This is a genomic window from [Clostridium] ultunense DSM 10521 (genome assembly GCF_000511955.1).
GTDB classification, from domain to species: Bacteria; Bacillota; Clostridia; order Tissierellales; family Tepidimicrobiaceae; genus Schnuerera; species Schnuerera ultunensis.
The window spans coordinates 248090-264772 of the sequence record NZ_AZSU01000003.1 but is presented as its reverse complement, the minus strand read 5'-3'; the positions used below and the strand labels follow the sequence as shown (position 1 = coordinate 264772).

The following is a 16683-nucleotide window of genomic DNA, read 5'->3' as shown; positions in this document are numbered from 1 at the left end:
ATTTATATACAAGTGCATAAGTAACCCCATACTTATCAGCCGCATCTTTGTAACTCATATTGTTTTCAATAACCCATTTAACTATTTCTAGTCTTTCTTCAAATGTAGTTTTTCTTGATTTCATGGTATAGACATCTCCTTTAGGGTCATAAGCCTTTATTTCTATACCATTATACCATTTATTAATCCAATTATTAATTACTCCTGTGGAAATATTATATTTAGCTGCTAAATCAGGCATTGAATATTTACCTAAATTATATTTTTCTATTATTGATAACTTAAATTCTTTACTATATGAAGAATTTTTGTTTGATGTTTCAAATACACTTGGTCCATGTTCTTTATATCTTAAATACCATCGACGCACAACTTCCTTTGTTGTTCCAATTTCATCAGCAATTCCTTGAAAACTAATATGACCTTTTTCATAATCTTTGCAAGCCTTAATTTTTACTTCTTTACTGTACTTTGGTTTTCTTCCCATAAAAAAATACCTCCAAGTAGATAATCTAATTTTTAATTAATTAGACTGTCTACTTTGGAAGTATCATATCACTTTTCAGCTCTTTTATTATTTACAAAGATTAAGGATTAAGCATTTTGAAGGTTGTTGAAAAATTATATCAATATTTGTTTAATAAAATATTATTTTTTATAAAGGAATTTTCAAAATATTAAAGAATATTAATATAAGACTGTTTTTAAGGGGGTATTAAAATGTTAGAATTAGAACTAGATAAACAATATACAATATCTGAAGTGGCTGAGTTGACAAGCTACCCTCCTCATGTGCTTAGATATTACGAAAAAGAGTTTGAATTAGAAATTCCAAGAAATGAATCTAATCACAGATATTATACTTATACAGAAATTGAATTGTTTCAATATATTAAATCTCTTCAAGAAAAAGGCTTTAGCAATAAGCAAATTAAATTAATTTTAAAATCTCCAGAAATGTTAGTAACTACCAATGAGGAAACTGCTTTGACAAACATCAGCCCAAAAGAAAGTGTTGATTCAATAGAATTAGCCAGGGAGATAAGTATAAATTTACAGGAAGTATTTTTTGAAGATTTAGTTAAAATGCTAGAAAATAACTCAGAATATAATGAAAAGATAATTAGGGAATTGATGGATGAAATTTTTGCATTGAGGAATGAGCTAAGTAGCAAAGAAAGGGATGTTTTAATTTGTGAAAATGCAAAGTTAAAGATGAAGGTTAAGGAAAAATCTTATGAAGTTGCAGGATTAAAAGAACAAATTAAGAGATTGGAAAATAATAAAGGCTTTTTTCAAAAATTATTTAAAAACAGTAAATAAAGCCAAAATGCAATAAGGTGAATCATAGCCTGCATAAACATTGAATATTTAATAGATATGCAAGAAAGATTGCAATATATGATTCATAATACTTCATTATTCTGAAAAATCTCTTGTATTATAATAATTTACATGGTATAATTATGTTGTAAACAAACAAAAAGGGGTTGATTAATATGAAGAAAAAAATTAAGCCTACTAAATCAAGAAAAAGAATTCACTATAGAAAATGTGGAGCAATTTCCTGTATAAATAATGTTTGTGGTCTGTGTTATATCGATAATTGTGAACTTTATGAAAATGTGTTAATACAAGAGGATTAAATTTAAAGTACCTAGCAATTTACTATTAGCCTATTGAACTTTCAATAGGCTATTTATAATGATATAATATTTAATATAACAATTCTAAGGTTCTTTTTTTTCTTATTTTTGTTATAATATAAGATGATTAGTTTTAAGGAGGAAAACAAATGACAAATAAAAAATATACTATTGTAACCTATGGTTGTCAAATGAACGAACATGATTCTGAAAAGATATCTTGGATACTTGAAACCATGGGATATAAATGGACAGATAATAAAGAAGAAAGTGATTTTATTATATATAATACTTGTTTAGTTAGAGAGAATGCTGAATTAAAGGTATATGGCCAATTAGGAGCATTAAAAGATCTGAAGAGGAAGAATCCAGATCTTATACTAGCCGTTTGTGGATGTATGATGCAACAGGAGGAGGCTAGAGATATTATACTTTCTAAATATAAACATGTAGATATAATATTTGGCACGGGAAACATACACAAATTGCCCCAACTTATCAGTAGGTATCACCAAATAAACAGAACCGTTGTAGATATAGTCGAGGATAATAGAGAGATAGTGGAAGATATTGAAGCTAATAGGAAATATTCTTTTAAAGCTTTTGTAAATATTATGTATGGTTGCAATAATTTTTGCACTTATTGTATTGTACCATATACAAGGGGCAGAGAAAAGAGCAGAAAACCAGAAAATATTATAAAAGAAATAGAGGATTTAGCAAAGAAAGGATATAAGGAAATAACTTTGTTAGGGCAAAATGTAAATTCTTACGGTAAAACTTTGGGTTACGATTATTCTTTTGCTAATTTATTAGAGGATGTAAATAAAATTGAAGGAATAGCCCGAATTAGATTTATGACCTCTCATCCCAAGGATTTATCGGACGAATTAATTCAATCTATAGCAAAATTAGATAAGGTGTGTGAGCATTTACATTTACCTGTTCAATCTGGTAGTAATAAGATTTTGAAGGAAATGAATAGAAAATATACTAAAGGAGATTATTTAACATTAATTGAGAAAATTAAGAATGCTGTACCTGATATTGCAATATCTACAGATATTATTGTAGGCTTTCCTGGAGAAACGGAAGAAGATTTTAATGAGACATTAGATCTAATAAAAAAAGTTAGGTATGATTCAGCTTTTACATTTTTATATTCAGTAAGAAAAGGCACCATTGCAGCAAAAATGGAAAATCAAGTCCCCGATGAAATAAAACATGAAAGATTCCAAAGGTTATTAGATACTCTATATCCAATATTTTATGAAGAAAATCTTAAATATGCGGATAAGATTGTTGAAGTGTTAGTTGAAGAGGTAAGTAAAAATAATGAAAATGTACTAACTGGTAGAACAAGACATGGCAAACTAATTCACTTTGAAGGCAGTAAAGAATTGATAGGAAATTTAGTCAATGTAAAGGTAGAAAAGATAAAATCTTTTACTTTAGAAGGCAGTATTATTTGATTCGGAGGTTTTAAATTTGGATAACTTAACACCAATGATGAAACAATATGTAACAATTAAGGAAAATTATCAGGATACAATCCTATTTTTTAGGCTAGGAGATTTTTATGAAATGTTTTTTGATGATGCACTCATAGCATCCAAAGAACTCGAAATCGCTTTAACTCATAGGGATGCAGGAGGAAATGAAAAGGCTCCCATGTGTGGTGTGCCACATCATGTAGCAGATGTGTATATTTCTAAACTGGTAAAAAAAGGTTATAAGGTAGCCATTTGTGAACAACTAGAAGATCCTGCAATAGCAAAGGGTTTAGTGGAAAGGGATGTTGTTAGGGTAATAACTCCAGGAACTATAATAGACACTAATGTGTTAGATGAAAAATCTAATAATTACCTTGTTTCCATTTACCTAGATGAGACGGGTGCAGGGTTATCATACGTAGATAGTTCTACAGGCGAGATGTATACTACTGAATCTTTAAGAGAAGAAAGTGAATTATATAATTTTGTACTAGATGAATTGGGCAAAATTTTTCCTTCAGAAATAATATGCAATAGTAAATTTATTGAAAATAAAAGAATACTCAAAACTATAAAAAATAGAATCAATCCCTATATTAATATTTATGATACTGAAGCTGTTAATAGAAACAATTGGGAAAATTTAATCATGGACCATTTTAATGTAGATAATTTGGAAGTTCTAGATTTAGAAGGAAAGATGTATTCAATCCTATCTACTGGGAAATTGATTGATTACCTATATGAAACTCAAAAAGATTCCCTTAAGCATATAAATGGGATTGAATTTTATAATACAGATGAATACATGGTGTTAGATATTAATACTAGAATTAATTTAGAAATTCATGAAACTATTATGACAAGGGAGAAAAAGGGAGCCTTAATATGGCTGTTAGATAAGACTTCTACTGCTATGGGAGGTAGACTATTAAAAAGTTGGTTAGAACAGCCTTTAATAAATATTAAAGAAATTGAAAAGCGTCAAAACATGGTCCAGTTATTTGTCAATGATATTATATTAATGGATCAGGTTAAGAATTGTTTAAAAAATATTTATGATTTAGAAAGGTTAATTGGAAAGATATCCTATGGTAATTGTAATGCTAGGGATTTATTTTCATTGAAGATTTCAATTGGTATGATTCCTAAGCTAAAAAAACTATTATTAGAATCCAATAAAAAAGAGTTTATTAGATTGGGAATGGAAATTGATCCTTTAAAGGATGTTTACCAACTATTGGATAGTTCCATTGTAGATAATCCACCTATTTCTGTAAAAGAAGGTGGGTTAATAAAATTAGGTTTTGACAAAACTTTAGATGAGTTAAAAAAAGCCAGTATAGAGGGAAAACAATGGCTAACTAAATTAGAAATGGAAGAAAAGAAGAAAACAGGCATTAAAAATTTAAAAATTGGATTTAATAAAAAGTCAGGATATTTTTTTGAAGTTACAAACTCAAATATAAATCTAGTGCCAAATTATTTTATTAGGAGACAGACTCTCACCAATTCGGAAAGATACTACACTGATAAATTAAAGGAGATAGAGACAAAAATACTGGGGGCAGAAGATAGGATTGTAGAAATTGAGTATAACATATTTCAAGAAATAAGAGATAAAGTAAAAATGCAGACAAATAGGATTCAAAGGGTTAGCAAACTGATTTCTAAAATTGATGTTCTAAATTCCTTTGCTCAGGTTGCCTATAGAAATAATTATGTTAAACCTAGACTAAATAATAAAGGTATAATTAATATTATAGAGGGGAGACATCCTGTTGTTGAAACAACTTTAGTTGATGGAACGTTTGTACCCAATGATACCTATATAGATAATAAAGATAATAGAATACAAATTATCACTGGTCCGAATATGGCTGGCAAATCTACTTACATGAGACAGGTTGCTATTATTACATTGATGGCACAAATTGGTTCCTTCATACCTGCAAAGGAAGCGGATATATGTATTGTTGATAGGATATTTACGAGAATTGGTGCTTCTGATAATCTGTCCCAAGGAGAAAGCACCTTCATGGTCGAGATGAACGAAGTAGCAAATATAATTGAAAATGCAACAGAGGATAGTTTGATTATATTAGACGAAGTAGGCAGAGGCACAAGTACCTATGATGGGCTTAGTATAGCTTGGTCTGTGATTGAGCATATTGCTGAAAATATAAGATCTAAAACGCTTTTTGCAACCCATTATCATGAATTGATAGAATTGGAAGACAATATAAAAGGTGTTAAAAATTTGACTATATTAGTAGAAGAAAAAGGTGACGAAGTAATCTTTTTAAGAAAGATAGTTAAGGGAAGCACTAATAAAAGTTATGGTATTCAAGTAGCTAAATTGGCAGGAATTGATAAGAGAATTATAAATAGAGCTAATGAAATATTGTTTCAAATTGAAGAGAATCATAAATCATCAAATAGTAATATACCATTAGATAATAATCAACAACTAAATTTCCTGGATTACAAAAAGGATTATTTTATAGATAAAATAAATAGTTTAGATATTTCCAAAATAACGCCTATAGAAGCTATTAACATATTATACGAATTAACTGAAGAAGCTAAGAAGCTTAAGGAGAGAGCATAAATGACAAAAATTAAAATCCTAGATGAATTTACAATACAAAAAATTGCAGCAGGAGAAATTATCGAAAGGCCTTCATCTGTAATCAAAGAACTTATTGAAAATTCTTTGGATGCAAAATCATCTAGTATAACTATAGAAATAACTAACGGTGGGAAAAATTATATTAGAGTAACGGATAACGGAGACGGTTTCGCTGAAGATGATTTAAAGATTGCATTTAAACGCCATTCTACGAGTAAATTAGCTAATATAGAAGATCTCTATAAGATTATGTCTTTTGGATTTAGAGGAGAAGCATTAGCAAGTATTTCTGCGGTATCAAAAATGGAGGTTCTTACAAGAACGAAAAATAGTTTAACAGGTCTTCAGGCTTTTGTAGAAAATGGAGAAGTTAAAAAGATTAGGCCAATTGGTTGCCCTAAAGGTACTACGATAATAGTCAGAGATTTGTTTTATAATCTTCCAGTAAGGGAAAACTTTTTAAAAAGTGATACTGTGGAAGCAAATAATATTAGTGATACTATATATAGATTAGCCTTAGGTAATAATGGGATTTCCTTCAAGTATATTAAGGATAATAAAGTTGTTTTTAACATATCGAAGAATAATGATTTAATATCAAATGTATATATATTATTAGGTAAAGAATTTAGTGAAAATCTCATAGATATTAACTATAGATCTTCAGATTTTGATATATTCGGATATATATCAAATAATACTTTTTATAGAAGTAATAGAAGTCATCAATATTTATATGTAAATAAAAGATATGTTAAAAATCATTTTATATCAAATCTAATTGAAAATAAATATAAATCTATTATACCTATTAATAGATACCCAGTATTTATAATATTCATTGATATAAACCCATTATTAATTGACGTAAATATACATCCAACAAAGCAGGAAATTAAATTTACAAACCAGAATGAAATTGGCCAGGTTTTTGGAACCCTAATTGAAAATGAATTAGATAAAATTTTGTCTATTCCTAAGGCTACATTTGGAAAGGATAAAAAAGATGAAAATCCGGATGACTTACCTCTTTTGTATGAAAAAACTTTTTTAGAAGGAAGTTCTTTAGAAAATAATTCAGGCTATGATATACTAGAAGCTCACAAAGATAGATATAGAAAAGAAAAAAAAATCGGCGACATTAATAACAGATCAGATTACTTAAATAATTCGAGGGATAAAGACCTTTTTCAGGACAAGGTTAATAAGGAATATGATAGTGAATTAATTTATATGTTGAAAAATTCAAGAATCTTAGGAGTTCTATTTTCCACCTTTATTGTATTAGAAAATATTGAAATAGAAAAAGTCTTTGTAATAGACCAACATGCAGCTCATGAAAGAGTTATGTATGAAAAATACAAATCAGATTATCAATCAGAAAAAGTAGTAATTCAAAATCTTATAACTCCTGAAATTATTGAACTTAGCCATTCAGAAGTTGAATCCGTAGCAGAAAATATCCAACTATTTAGGAGTTTAGGATTTATTGTTGAAGAATTTGGTAGTAATAGTGTTATTATTAGAGGTGTACCCATGTTATTTGGTGAACCTCAAATTAAAAGTTTATTCATGGATTTAGTTGATACTATTCAACACAATATTAGGAGTACCTACGAGATAAAATTAGATAAAATAATTAAGATAGCCTGTACTAAAGCCATAAAAAGTGGTGATAATATAAGTAATATTGAAATTCAAAGCTTACTTAAACAATTAAGTAAAACAGAAAATCCATATACTTGCCCCCATGGTAGGCCAACTATTATTGAAATATCAAGAAAAGATATTGAAAAAGAGTTCAAAAGAATAATATAAAGGATGATATAATTGGAAACTAAAAAAGATTTACTAGCTCTTGTTGGGCCAACGGCCGTAGGTAAAACTGCTCTTTCTATAGACTTAGCTAAAAAAATCAATGGAGAGATAATTTCTTCAGATTCAATGCAAATATATAAGTATATGGATATAGGCACTGCTAAAATAAGAAAAGAAGAGATGGAAGATATACCCCATTATCTAATAGATATTGTTTATCCTGATGAAGAATTTACTGTTGCAGATTATAAATATAATGCCGAAAAATATATTAATGAAATTAATAATGCAGGTAAAATGCCTATAATTGTTGGGGGTACTGGATTATACCTTAACTCCCTAGTATATGAACTAAAGTTTACTAGGGTAGAGCCAAATGAAAAATTTAGAAAGAAATACAATGAAATAGCAGATATACACGGCAATCAATATCTCTTTGAAAAGTTATGCAAAGTAGATGAAATATCGGCTAAAAGGATAAATCCTAATGATAGGAAAAGGATAATTAGGGCATTGGAAATCTACTATGAAACTGGGAAACCCATGTCCTATTATAATAAAGATTTTAGAAAAGAAGTGGATAAATATAATTTAGCTATGATTGGACTTACTATGGATAGAACCACTTTGTATTCACGTATTAATAAAAGAGTTGATATGATGATTATAGAGGGTTTAGTAGAAGAAGTGAATAAATTATTAGCCATGGGATATAATAAAGAATTGGTTTCAATGCAGGGCATTGGCTATAAAGAGATAATATGGTACTTAGAAGGAAATTTAAGTTTAAATGAAGCTATTGAAATTCTTAAAAGAAATACTAGAAGATTTGCTAAAAGGCAATTAACTTGGTTTAAAAGGGATGATAGGATTTACTGGATTAACATTAACCATTACAATTCAATTGCTGATGTTAGTAGTCATATCATTAAATATATAAATAAATTTTGCAACCTGAATATTTAAGGAGGGGAATTTGTGAAAACTACAACAAATTTACAGGATGTTTTTCTTAATAAGGCAAGAAAGGATAACACTGTTATTACTATCTACTTAATTAATGGATATCAAATAAAGGGTACAGTCAAAGGATTTGATAATTATACTATTATTTTAGATAGTGAGGGAAAACAACAACTTATCTATAAACATGCTATATCTACGATTATACCTGTTAAATCTATTAATTTAGTAAACAGGAATACAGAAGGAGAATAATTTTATCAACAAATGTCTCTGAGCTTATCAGGGACTTTTGTATTTGACAAATGATTAGAAAGGCTGAGATGATGATGGATAAGGATGCAATAAATATATTATGTAAACATTTTTATTTTAATAAGGTAGTAGTAGATTACGTAAACTTAAAAGAAAAATTGATTTTAAATAAATTTGATTATATTGATAGAATAAAGGAGTATAATCAATATAAAGTAATAAATAGTATGCAAAATGCTAGACTAAGTTCTACAGATTTTAATTGGACAACCGGATATGGATATGGTGATATAGGCAGGAAAAAGGTAGAAGAAATTTATTCTTCAGTTTTTAATACAGAGGATGCTTTGGTTAGGCCTACTATTGTATCAGGAACTCATGCTATTACTTTAACTTTAGCTGGTCTATTAAGGCCAAATGATGAATTTATTTCTATAACAGGTACTCCCTATGATACATTATTGAAAGTAATCGGGGTGAAAGGGAGTCAAAAAGGTACATTATTAGATTATGGTATTAAATATAAGGAAATACCATTAAAAAATGGTATGATCAATGTAGAAGAAACAATTAACAACATAAACAAAAATACTAAATTATTACTAATCCAAAGATCAACCGGATATAGTGATAGAAAAGCAATAACCATAGATGAAATGGAAAGAGCCATAGGAAAAATTAAAGAGCAAAATAGAGATATAATTATTATGGTAGATAATTGTTATGGAGAATTTATTGAAAAAAAAGAGCCAACAGATGTAGGCGCAGATATTATAGCAGGTTCACTGATCAAAAATCCGGGTGGAGGTATAGCGTTAACGGGAGGATATATTGTAGGTAAAGCTGAGTTAGTTGAACAAGTAGCAAATAGAAGCACTGCACCAGGTCTAGGAAAGGATTGTGGGTTAACTTTCGGTACAACTAGATCTACTTTACAAGGCCTATTCTTAGCTCCCCATGTTGTTTCAGAAGCAGTAAAAGGTGCTTTATTGGTAGGAATTGTATATAAGGAATTAGGCTTTGATATTGTGCCTGAAATAGATGATATTCGAAGTGATATTATACAAGCTGTTAAACTAAAATCTCCAGACAGGGTTGTTGAATTTTGTAAGGGGATTCAGGGGGCAGCAGTAGTTGATTCTTATGTAACTCCATTACCATGGGATATGCCCGGATATGAAGATAAAGTAGTTATGGCTGCTGGCGGTTTTATAGATGGTTCTTCTATAGAACTAAGTGCAGATGGACCAATGAGGGAACCTTACTTTGCCTATTATCAAGGGGGATTAACTTATGAACATTGTAAACTTGGGGTAATGAGTTCCTTAAATAATCTGTATAATAATAATTTGATTGAGAAAAATAAGCTAACTTAACAGTTAGCTTATTTAAATTCTAGTAAAGTCATCTAAAATCTAAAATTTTCTATATAATCCTATAACTTTACCTAAAACAGTTATTTCTTTTGCCAATATAGGAGACATGGCTTCGTTCTCTGGCTGCAAACGAATATAATCTTTTTCTTTAAAAAATCTTTTAACAGTAGCCTCATCTTCTAATAAAGCAACAACGATATCACCATTTATAGCATGATTTTGTTGTTTAACCAAGACATAGTCACCACTTAGTATACCGGCGTCAATCATACTATCTCCTTGAATTTCTAACATAAAAAGGGGACCACGTTCTGCCATTTCGATAGGCACTGGGAAAGTATCCTCAATATGTTCTACTGCTAAAATCGGTTGACCTGCAGTGACTTTACCTATTATAGGTATATCAACTGTCTTTTTAGTTGCAAATAAAGAATCTTCATCCCTATCTAAAATTTCAATAGCCCTTGGCTTAGTAGGGTCTTTTCTAATATAACCTTTCGCTTCAAGTTTTTCTAAATGTCGATGGACAGTAGAAGTAGATTTCAAATTAACGCCTTTGCAAATTTCTCTAACAGATGGAGGATATCCCTTTTTCTGAATTTGATTCTTCATAAAATGTAAAATTTCCAATTGGGTTTGATTTAAATCTTCATACATTTTAATACACCTCCCATATTATTGAAAGTATAAAACATAGAACCAGGGATCATCAAGCATAGGATTAGCTTAACTTATATTAATTTAGTACATTATATCATAAACAAAAAAATTATTCAAACGTTAGTTCTTTTTTTAAAAATACTATTGACAAAGAACAGATGTTTTATTAGAATATAATTAAGAACAAATGTTTTGAACTAATGTGCGAGGTGATTCGATGAATAAGACTAAATATAGAATAGTTGATATGAAAAAATTTTTGTCTTTTATAATTATTACATCGATTACAATAGCAGCAATTTTCTTTATGCTAGCCAAAAATCAAAAGGTCTACAGCTCTACATATAAATATAATTACAGAGAAATAATAGTTAAAGAAGGGGACACATTATGGAATATAGCTATTGAAAATATGCCAAAGAATTACGATGTGAGAAAAATGGTATTTGAAATAAAAGAATTTAACCAGATGGTAGATGCTAATATATATCCTGGTGATTTAATAAAGATACCTATCAAACACAACCCTTAAGAATAATAGACGGGAATTTATTCCTGTCTATTATTCTTTTTTCTATTTATTTATAGAACTTGGTTTAGTATTGGCTAAAGGATTGCTCTTAACGGCCTCTCTTAATCTATCATCATCTATGTGAGTATATATTTGTGTTGTAGAAACATTCTCATGGCCTAATATCTCTTGTAAAGCTCTTATATCCACATTACCATGTTTATACATCAATGTTGCTGCAGTATGTCTAAGCTTATGGGTTGAATAAATAGAAGTATCAAACCCTGCTTTTTCCAGATATCTATCTATCATATGCTGGATAGCTCTATTGCTCATTCTGTTCTTTCTCATACTCAAAAAAAGGGCTTCTGTATCTCTTGCATCTTTTGGTCTTACAGTCAAATAATCATTTATAGCATTAACACAAGCTTGATTTAAGTATATAGTTCTTTCTTTATTACCTTTACCAATTACTGTTAATGTATCATCCTTAATCTTTGATAAATCGATGCTAGACAGTTCCGATAACCTTAAACCACAATTTAAGAATAACATTACAATAGCATAATCCCGCTTTCTGAAAAAAACATTTTTATTGTCTAATATAGCTTTTAATAGTTTTTCACATTCTTCTAAAGTTAAATATATAGGTTGTCTCATATCTGTTTTAGGAAATTCGAGGCTATCAGCTGGATTTTTACTGATTAAATTAACCTTAGAATAGAGATACCCAAAAAAAGATTTTAAGCTTGCAACCTTTCTAGACTTAGCAAAATTTCCATTATCTCTAGTTTTATCTACATAAGATATAAAAGAATGTAGGTCCTGTATATTTATTTTTTTTATCAATTCAATATCTACATCGCCAATATCAATTTTTTCAAATGGAGTATCTTCATCTATAAGTCTATATCGTAATTTAATAAATCTAAAAAAGGTACGTAAATCAAAAAAGTATTCTTTTGTAGTATTATAAGAAATACCTTTTATTGTTTCCATATAATTTAGGTAATCTTCGAGTACCAATGGTATTTCACGCATTTTACCCCTCTTTTCTATGTTTTTGGTATAAATAGTCACAAAATAGTTATTTTGTGACTATTTATTTATTTCGACATTAATTGAAAAACTCCTTCTTTTTTATCAAAATTCCATCAAAATAAATTTCTTTTGAATTGATCTGAATTATTATAGCTAATATATTTCTAGTTTAATCAATAACCTTTAATTACACTTAGTTACGGAAGAATTTAATCTTCTTAGTTAAAACGGCCTTCTCATTCATCCTGTATTAGATTTTTATGTACTTAGTAATATCAATATATGGATTAATTTAAAAAAGCCTTTAAAACGGCCGTAACGGCTTTAGATTGATTTCCTGCTTTAAAACTCATTCGGAGCAGATTAATAAGTAGTTCAATGTAATATAATGATCAAGCATCGCAAGAAAAACCAAAAGAGTTAACATAGTATGTATTATGTTAACTTTTTTGGTTTTGGTAAAAATGTAATCGAAGAAAAGAATACATATATAGATATATTTTATAGATATATTTGAAACTATATTAATGATTAAAGAGCTGAACATTAATTTATATATCATTATATACAGATTATATCGAAATTGTTTTCTAACAGGTCAACCATCAATATTTTTTTTCTTAAAAGGTCTCCTCTATTAATTAAAATCTTTATCACTTCTGCTACTTCTATAGATGCTATTAATGGAGGTATAAAGGATGGGTTGCCTAATTCTTTTTCTATTCCTTTCTCTACCTTACTATCTTTTGGATATAAAAAGTCTAAAGTATTATCATTAGGAAATATTGTTGTTACTTGACCATAAAAGCCTCCTATAGCACCATGTACCATTGGAATATTCAATTTTGATGAGCTAGTTTGAATTAATTTTCTTGTCTTTATGTTATCGAGGGCATCTACAATTACATCATGATCTTTTAGAAGGGAATTTGAATTCGACTCATCTAGCATTATATTTATCGCTTCTATATGGATATGAGGATTAACCAATTCCATTCTTTTTTTAGTTTCTTCCGATTTGCTCATCCCTATATTTTTTATATGACTAACTAACTGTCTATTTAAATTGGTTTCATCAAAGACATCTCCATCTATGGCGGTGATAAACCCAACTCCAATTCTTGCTAACATTTCAATTATATAGCCACCTAATCCTCCACAACCTACGATGCATACTTTACTATCATTTAATTTTTTTATTTCTCCTGTAGACAAGGCTTTCATATTTCTTAAATAACGTTTCATTATATCACCTATCCTTTGGATATATTAAATATCTAAGAAGGTTTACATAATAATATTATATAAACCTTCTTAGAGTCAGTTAGCTATTTCTAATAAATTCAAATTAAACAAAGATATTAATTATTTTCTATAATATCTTTAATTCTTCCAAGCCCTTCCTCTATATTTTCCATAGATGTGGCATAAGATAATCTGATATAATCATCATCTCCAAATCCCATTCCAGGAATTACTGCAACCTTACCTTTTTCAAGTAAAACTTTAGCTAAATCTAACGAACTATTTATCATTGTCTCCTTAATAATTTTTCCTTTTACCTGGGTAATATTGACCATTATATAGAATGCCCCTTTAGGTTTCCTACAGCTTAATCCTTTTATGGAATTTATTTTTTCAGTCATAAAGTTTCTTCTTTTTTCAAATTGTTTTTTCATTTCATGAATACTACTTTGATCCCCTAATAGTCCTTCAACGCTAGCATATTGAGAAATAGAACAAGGATTTGAGGTTGTATGGCTTTGAATATTGCTCATTACTTTTGCAATTTCTTCGTGGGCTGCCGCATATCCAATTCTCCATCCGGTCATAGCATAGGCCTTTGACATGCCATTTATTACTATAGTAAGTTTCTTAGCATCAGGGTTAATGGAAGCGATACTAATATGTTCTCCATCATATACTAATTTTTCATATATTTCATCAGAAATTATAAATATATTGTTCTTTACAGCCCAATTTGCAATTTCCATTAATTCTTTTTCACCGTATATAGCCCCAGTAGGATTACTTGGACTATTTAATATTAAAGCTTTCGTTTTATTCGTTAAGGCTTGGTTTAAATCAGCAATGGTAAATTTAAAATCATTTTTTTCCTTTGTCTGTACGTATACTGGTTGTCCGCCAGATATTTTAATTAATTCAGGGTAACTAACCCAATAAGGTACACTTATAATTACTTCATCTCCTGGATTTATAATGGCCATCAAAGCATTATAAATGGAATGTTTAGCTCCATTGGAAATAGTAATATTGCCTGGTGAGTAATCTAGATTGTTTTCAGATTTTAATTTTTTACATATGGCCTCCTTTAATTCAATTATTCCAGAGGCAGGAGTATATCTAGTCAATCCTTCGTTGATTGCCCTAATCCCTTCATTTCTAATATTTTCGGGAGTATTAAAGTCTGGTTCTCCTGCACCAAAACTAATAATATCCACTCCTTTCGCCTTCATAGCTTTTGCTTTAGCAGTTATTTCTAAGGTTACAGACGGTGAGATCTTTGATCCTTTTTCTGATAAACTTAAATTCATAATAAAGCCCTCCTATTTACTAAAATTTTACTATAGCTTGTGACAAGCAAAATTTAATTGTTTGTATTTGCATATATATATTAAAATTTCATACCATATATATCCGTTAGTACATTTTGTACAATAGATAAAGAATCTTCAAAACTGGCCTTATATTGTAATAAAATTACTTGATAATGCTTATAACCACTATCTGTCAGTCGATATCTTCTTATAGACCTTTTATCAGGCTCTTCCCACCATCCAGTAACATACCCTTCTTCTTCCAATTCTCGCAATAAAGGATAGACCATTCCCGGGCTTGGTTCCCATTTATTACTTAGTCTAGATTTAATTTCCTCTATAATTTCATTTCCATAATAGTTTTTCTCCTTAAGTAAATGTAATATATATAGTTTTACAAAGGACGTAGTACTGATTTTAGAAGGAAATTGCCTATTTCTCTCGCCTTTAGAGTTTACCAATTAGATCCTTCCTTTCATTATAGGAATATCACAAATATTGATATAGTACTTACCCATCAGGTAATCCCCATGTATTATATGACCATGACAATCTGAACCTCCAGTTATAATTAGCCCATATCCTTTACTAATTCCAAACAAAAATTCAAAATCTTCTCTTTTATGCTTAGAATGGATTACCTCTAAGCCATCAATTCCATTTTTTATACAGTCATATATTATATTTTTGTTCTTTAGGAGGCCTGGATGGGCCAATATTGCTATTCCATTGGATTTATGTATTAAATTGATGGCTTCCCTTAGTCCAAGGGTATCTTTTTCTACATAAGCAGGCATACCTCTGTTAAGAAATTTGTTAAATGCCTCCTCCATATTAGTTACATATTGTCGATTAATTAATGCTCTGGCAATATGAGGCCTACCAATATAATCCTTTTTAGATAGCTTTTTAACTTCTTTTAGAGTTAATTCCATACCAAGGTCATTAATTTTTTGAATCATTTTAATGCCTCTATTAACCCTATCTTTTCTAAGCTGTTTTGTCATATTTATTATACTTTCTGCTTTATAATCAATAAAATATCCTAATATATGAACTTCCTCATCTTTATATATGCAACCAAATTCAATTCCTGGAATAATTTTTAAACCTCTAGTTTTTTTGCTATATTCAATAGCTGGTTCTATCCCTAAAACAGTATCATGATCAGTAATGGCTATTCCATTAAGGCCTTTACTTATAGCTAAATCTATAACTTGCTCTGGAGTAAATAATCCATCAGAATAAGTAGTATGTATATGCAAATCAAATATCATATTTAATTCTCCTTTTAGCTCCACAATTATATTATATACAACTTTCTACCTATGTATCAAGAAATTTTGCTATTGATAGTAAAATAAAAAACCTACTAATTTAAATTAGTAGGTTTTTATTTTACTTGCCTCAAAACTTACCTTGGCTCAACGATTAATTTAATAGCTGTCCTTTCCTCACCATCAATTTCGATGTCGGTAAAAGCAGGTATACAAATTAAATCGATTCCACTGGGTGCCACAAATCCTCGTGCTATGGCTACTGCTTTAACTGCTTGGTTTAAAGCCCCAGCACCAATAGCTTGAAGTTCTGCATTACCTCTTTCTCTCAAAACTCCAGCTAGTGCTCCTGCTACAGAATTTGGACTTGATTTTGCTGATACTTTTAATACATCCATTAAAACATCCCCCTTAAGATTTGACTATCTTGGTTCAACAATTAACTTAATAGCT

General features: G+C 29.3%; 16 protein-coding genes. 8 read left to right on the top strand and 8 right to left on the bottom strand.

Annotated features, from left to right (window positions below):
* On the bottom strand, positions 1-487 hold a 487-nt coding region (locus CUL_RS19130), incomplete at its 3' end, for a transposase (RefSeq protein WP_051403528.1).
* A 233-nt stretch (positions 488-720) separates the two neighbouring features.
* Here CUL_RS19130 and CUL_RS0108420 point away from each other — a divergent pair.
* The 7 genes from CUL_RS0108420 (at position 721) to CUL_RS0108385 (ending at position 10183) form a co-directional block, all read left to right on the top strand.
* Positions 721-1323: a MerR family transcriptional regulator gene (locus CUL_RS0108420; protein WP_005582209.1), complete on the top strand. Its 603-nt coding sequence runs from the start codon at positions 721-723 to the stop codon at positions 1321-1323.
* 472 nt (positions 1324-1795) lie between these two features.
* Positions 1796-3118, top strand: a complete 1323-nt coding sequence (gene miaB / locus CUL_RS0108410) for a tRNA (N6-isopentenyl adenosine(37)-C2)-methylthiotransferase MiaB (protein WP_025641153.1) — start codon at positions 1796-1798, stop codon at positions 3116-3118.
* Between the two features lie 16 nt (positions 3119-3134).
* A complete protein-coding gene (gene mutS / locus CUL_RS0108405; RefSeq protein WP_025641151.1) occupies positions 3135-5750 on the top strand; it encodes a DNA mismatch repair protein MutS in 2616 nt (871 codons plus the stop codon).
* The gene (gene mutL / locus CUL_RS0108400) at positions 5751-7589 is read left to right on the top strand and encodes a DNA mismatch repair endonuclease MutL (protein WP_025641149.1); all 1839 of its coding nucleotides are present in this window, start codon (positions 5751-5753) and stop codon (positions 7587-7589) included.
* Positions 7590-7601: 12 nt separating this feature from the next.
* On the top strand, positions 7602-8555 hold the full coding sequence (gene miaA, locus CUL_RS0108395) for a tRNA (adenosine(37)-N6)-dimethylallyltransferase MiaA (protein WP_005582740.1): 954 nt from the start codon (positions 7602-7604) through the stop codon (positions 8553-8555).
* A gap of 12 nt (positions 8556-8567) precedes the next feature.
* Positions 8568-8807: an RNA chaperone Hfq gene (hfq, locus tag CUL_RS0108390; protein ID WP_005582739.1), complete on the top strand. Its 240-nt coding sequence runs from the start codon at positions 8568-8570 to the stop codon at positions 8805-8807.
* A gap of 50 nt (positions 8808-8857) precedes the next feature.
* Positions 8858-10183, top strand: a complete 1326-nt coding sequence (locus tag CUL_RS0108385; protein WP_005582738.1) for a methionine gamma-lyase family protein — start codon at positions 8858-8860, stop codon at positions 10181-10183.
* 39 nt (positions 10184-10222) lie between these two features.
* Here CUL_RS0108385 and lexA read toward each other — a convergent pair whose 3' ends face one another.
* Positions 10223-10840, bottom strand: coding sequence for a transcriptional repressor LexA (lexA, locus tag CUL_RS0108380; protein ID WP_005582737.1), 618 nt, complete (start codon positions 10838-10840; stop codon positions 10223-10225).
* Between the two features lie 220 nt (positions 10841-11060).
* Here lexA and yneA point away from each other — a divergent pair, with 220 nt between their 5' ends.
* Positions 11061-11375: a cell division suppressor protein YneA gene (yneA, locus tag CUL_RS0108375; RefSeq protein WP_025641145.1), complete on the top strand. Its 315-nt coding sequence runs from the start codon at positions 11061-11063 to the stop codon at positions 11373-11375.
* A gap of 42 nt (positions 11376-11417) precedes the next feature.
* On the opposite strand, the gene CUL_RS0108370 is transcribed toward yneA, so the two are convergent.
* The 6 genes from CUL_RS0108370 to CUL_RS0108345 all read right to left on the bottom strand — a co-directional run bounded on the left by CUL_RS0108370 (position 11418) and on the right by CUL_RS0108345 (position 16628).
* Positions 11418-12395, bottom strand: a complete 978-nt coding sequence (locus CUL_RS0108370; protein ID WP_005582735.1) for a tyrosine recombinase XerC — start codon at positions 12393-12395, stop codon at positions 11418-11420.
* A gap of 561 nt (positions 12396-12956) precedes the next feature.
* Positions 12957-13640, bottom strand: coding sequence for a HesA/MoeB/ThiF family protein (locus tag CUL_RS0108365; protein ID WP_025641144.1), 684 nt, complete (start codon positions 13638-13640; stop codon positions 12957-12959).
* A 116-nt stretch (positions 13641-13756) separates the two neighbouring features.
* On the bottom strand, positions 13757-14950 hold the full coding sequence (locus CUL_RS0108360) for a pyridoxal phosphate-dependent aminotransferase (protein WP_025641143.1): 1194 nt from the start codon (positions 14948-14950) through the stop codon (positions 13757-13759).
* 80 nt (positions 14951-15030) lie between these two features.
* Positions 15031-15414 carry a PadR family transcriptional regulator gene (locus tag CUL_RS0108355; protein ID WP_025641142.1) on the bottom strand — a complete coding sequence of 128 codons (384 nt, stop codon included), beginning with the start codon at positions 15412-15414 and terminating at the stop codon, positions 15031-15033.
* Complete coding sequence (locus CUL_RS0108350; RefSeq protein WP_025641140.1) at positions 15415-16230, bottom strand: PHP domain-containing protein; 816 nt, start codon at positions 16228-16230, stop codon at positions 15415-15417.
* A gap of 137 nt (positions 16231-16367) precedes the next feature.
* Positions 16368-16628 carry a stage V sporulation protein S gene (locus CUL_RS0108345; RefSeq protein WP_005582732.1) on the bottom strand — a complete coding sequence of 87 codons (261 nt, stop codon included), beginning with the start codon at positions 16626-16628 and terminating at the stop codon, positions 16368-16370.
* Between the last annotated feature and the right edge of the window lie 55 nt (positions 16629-16683).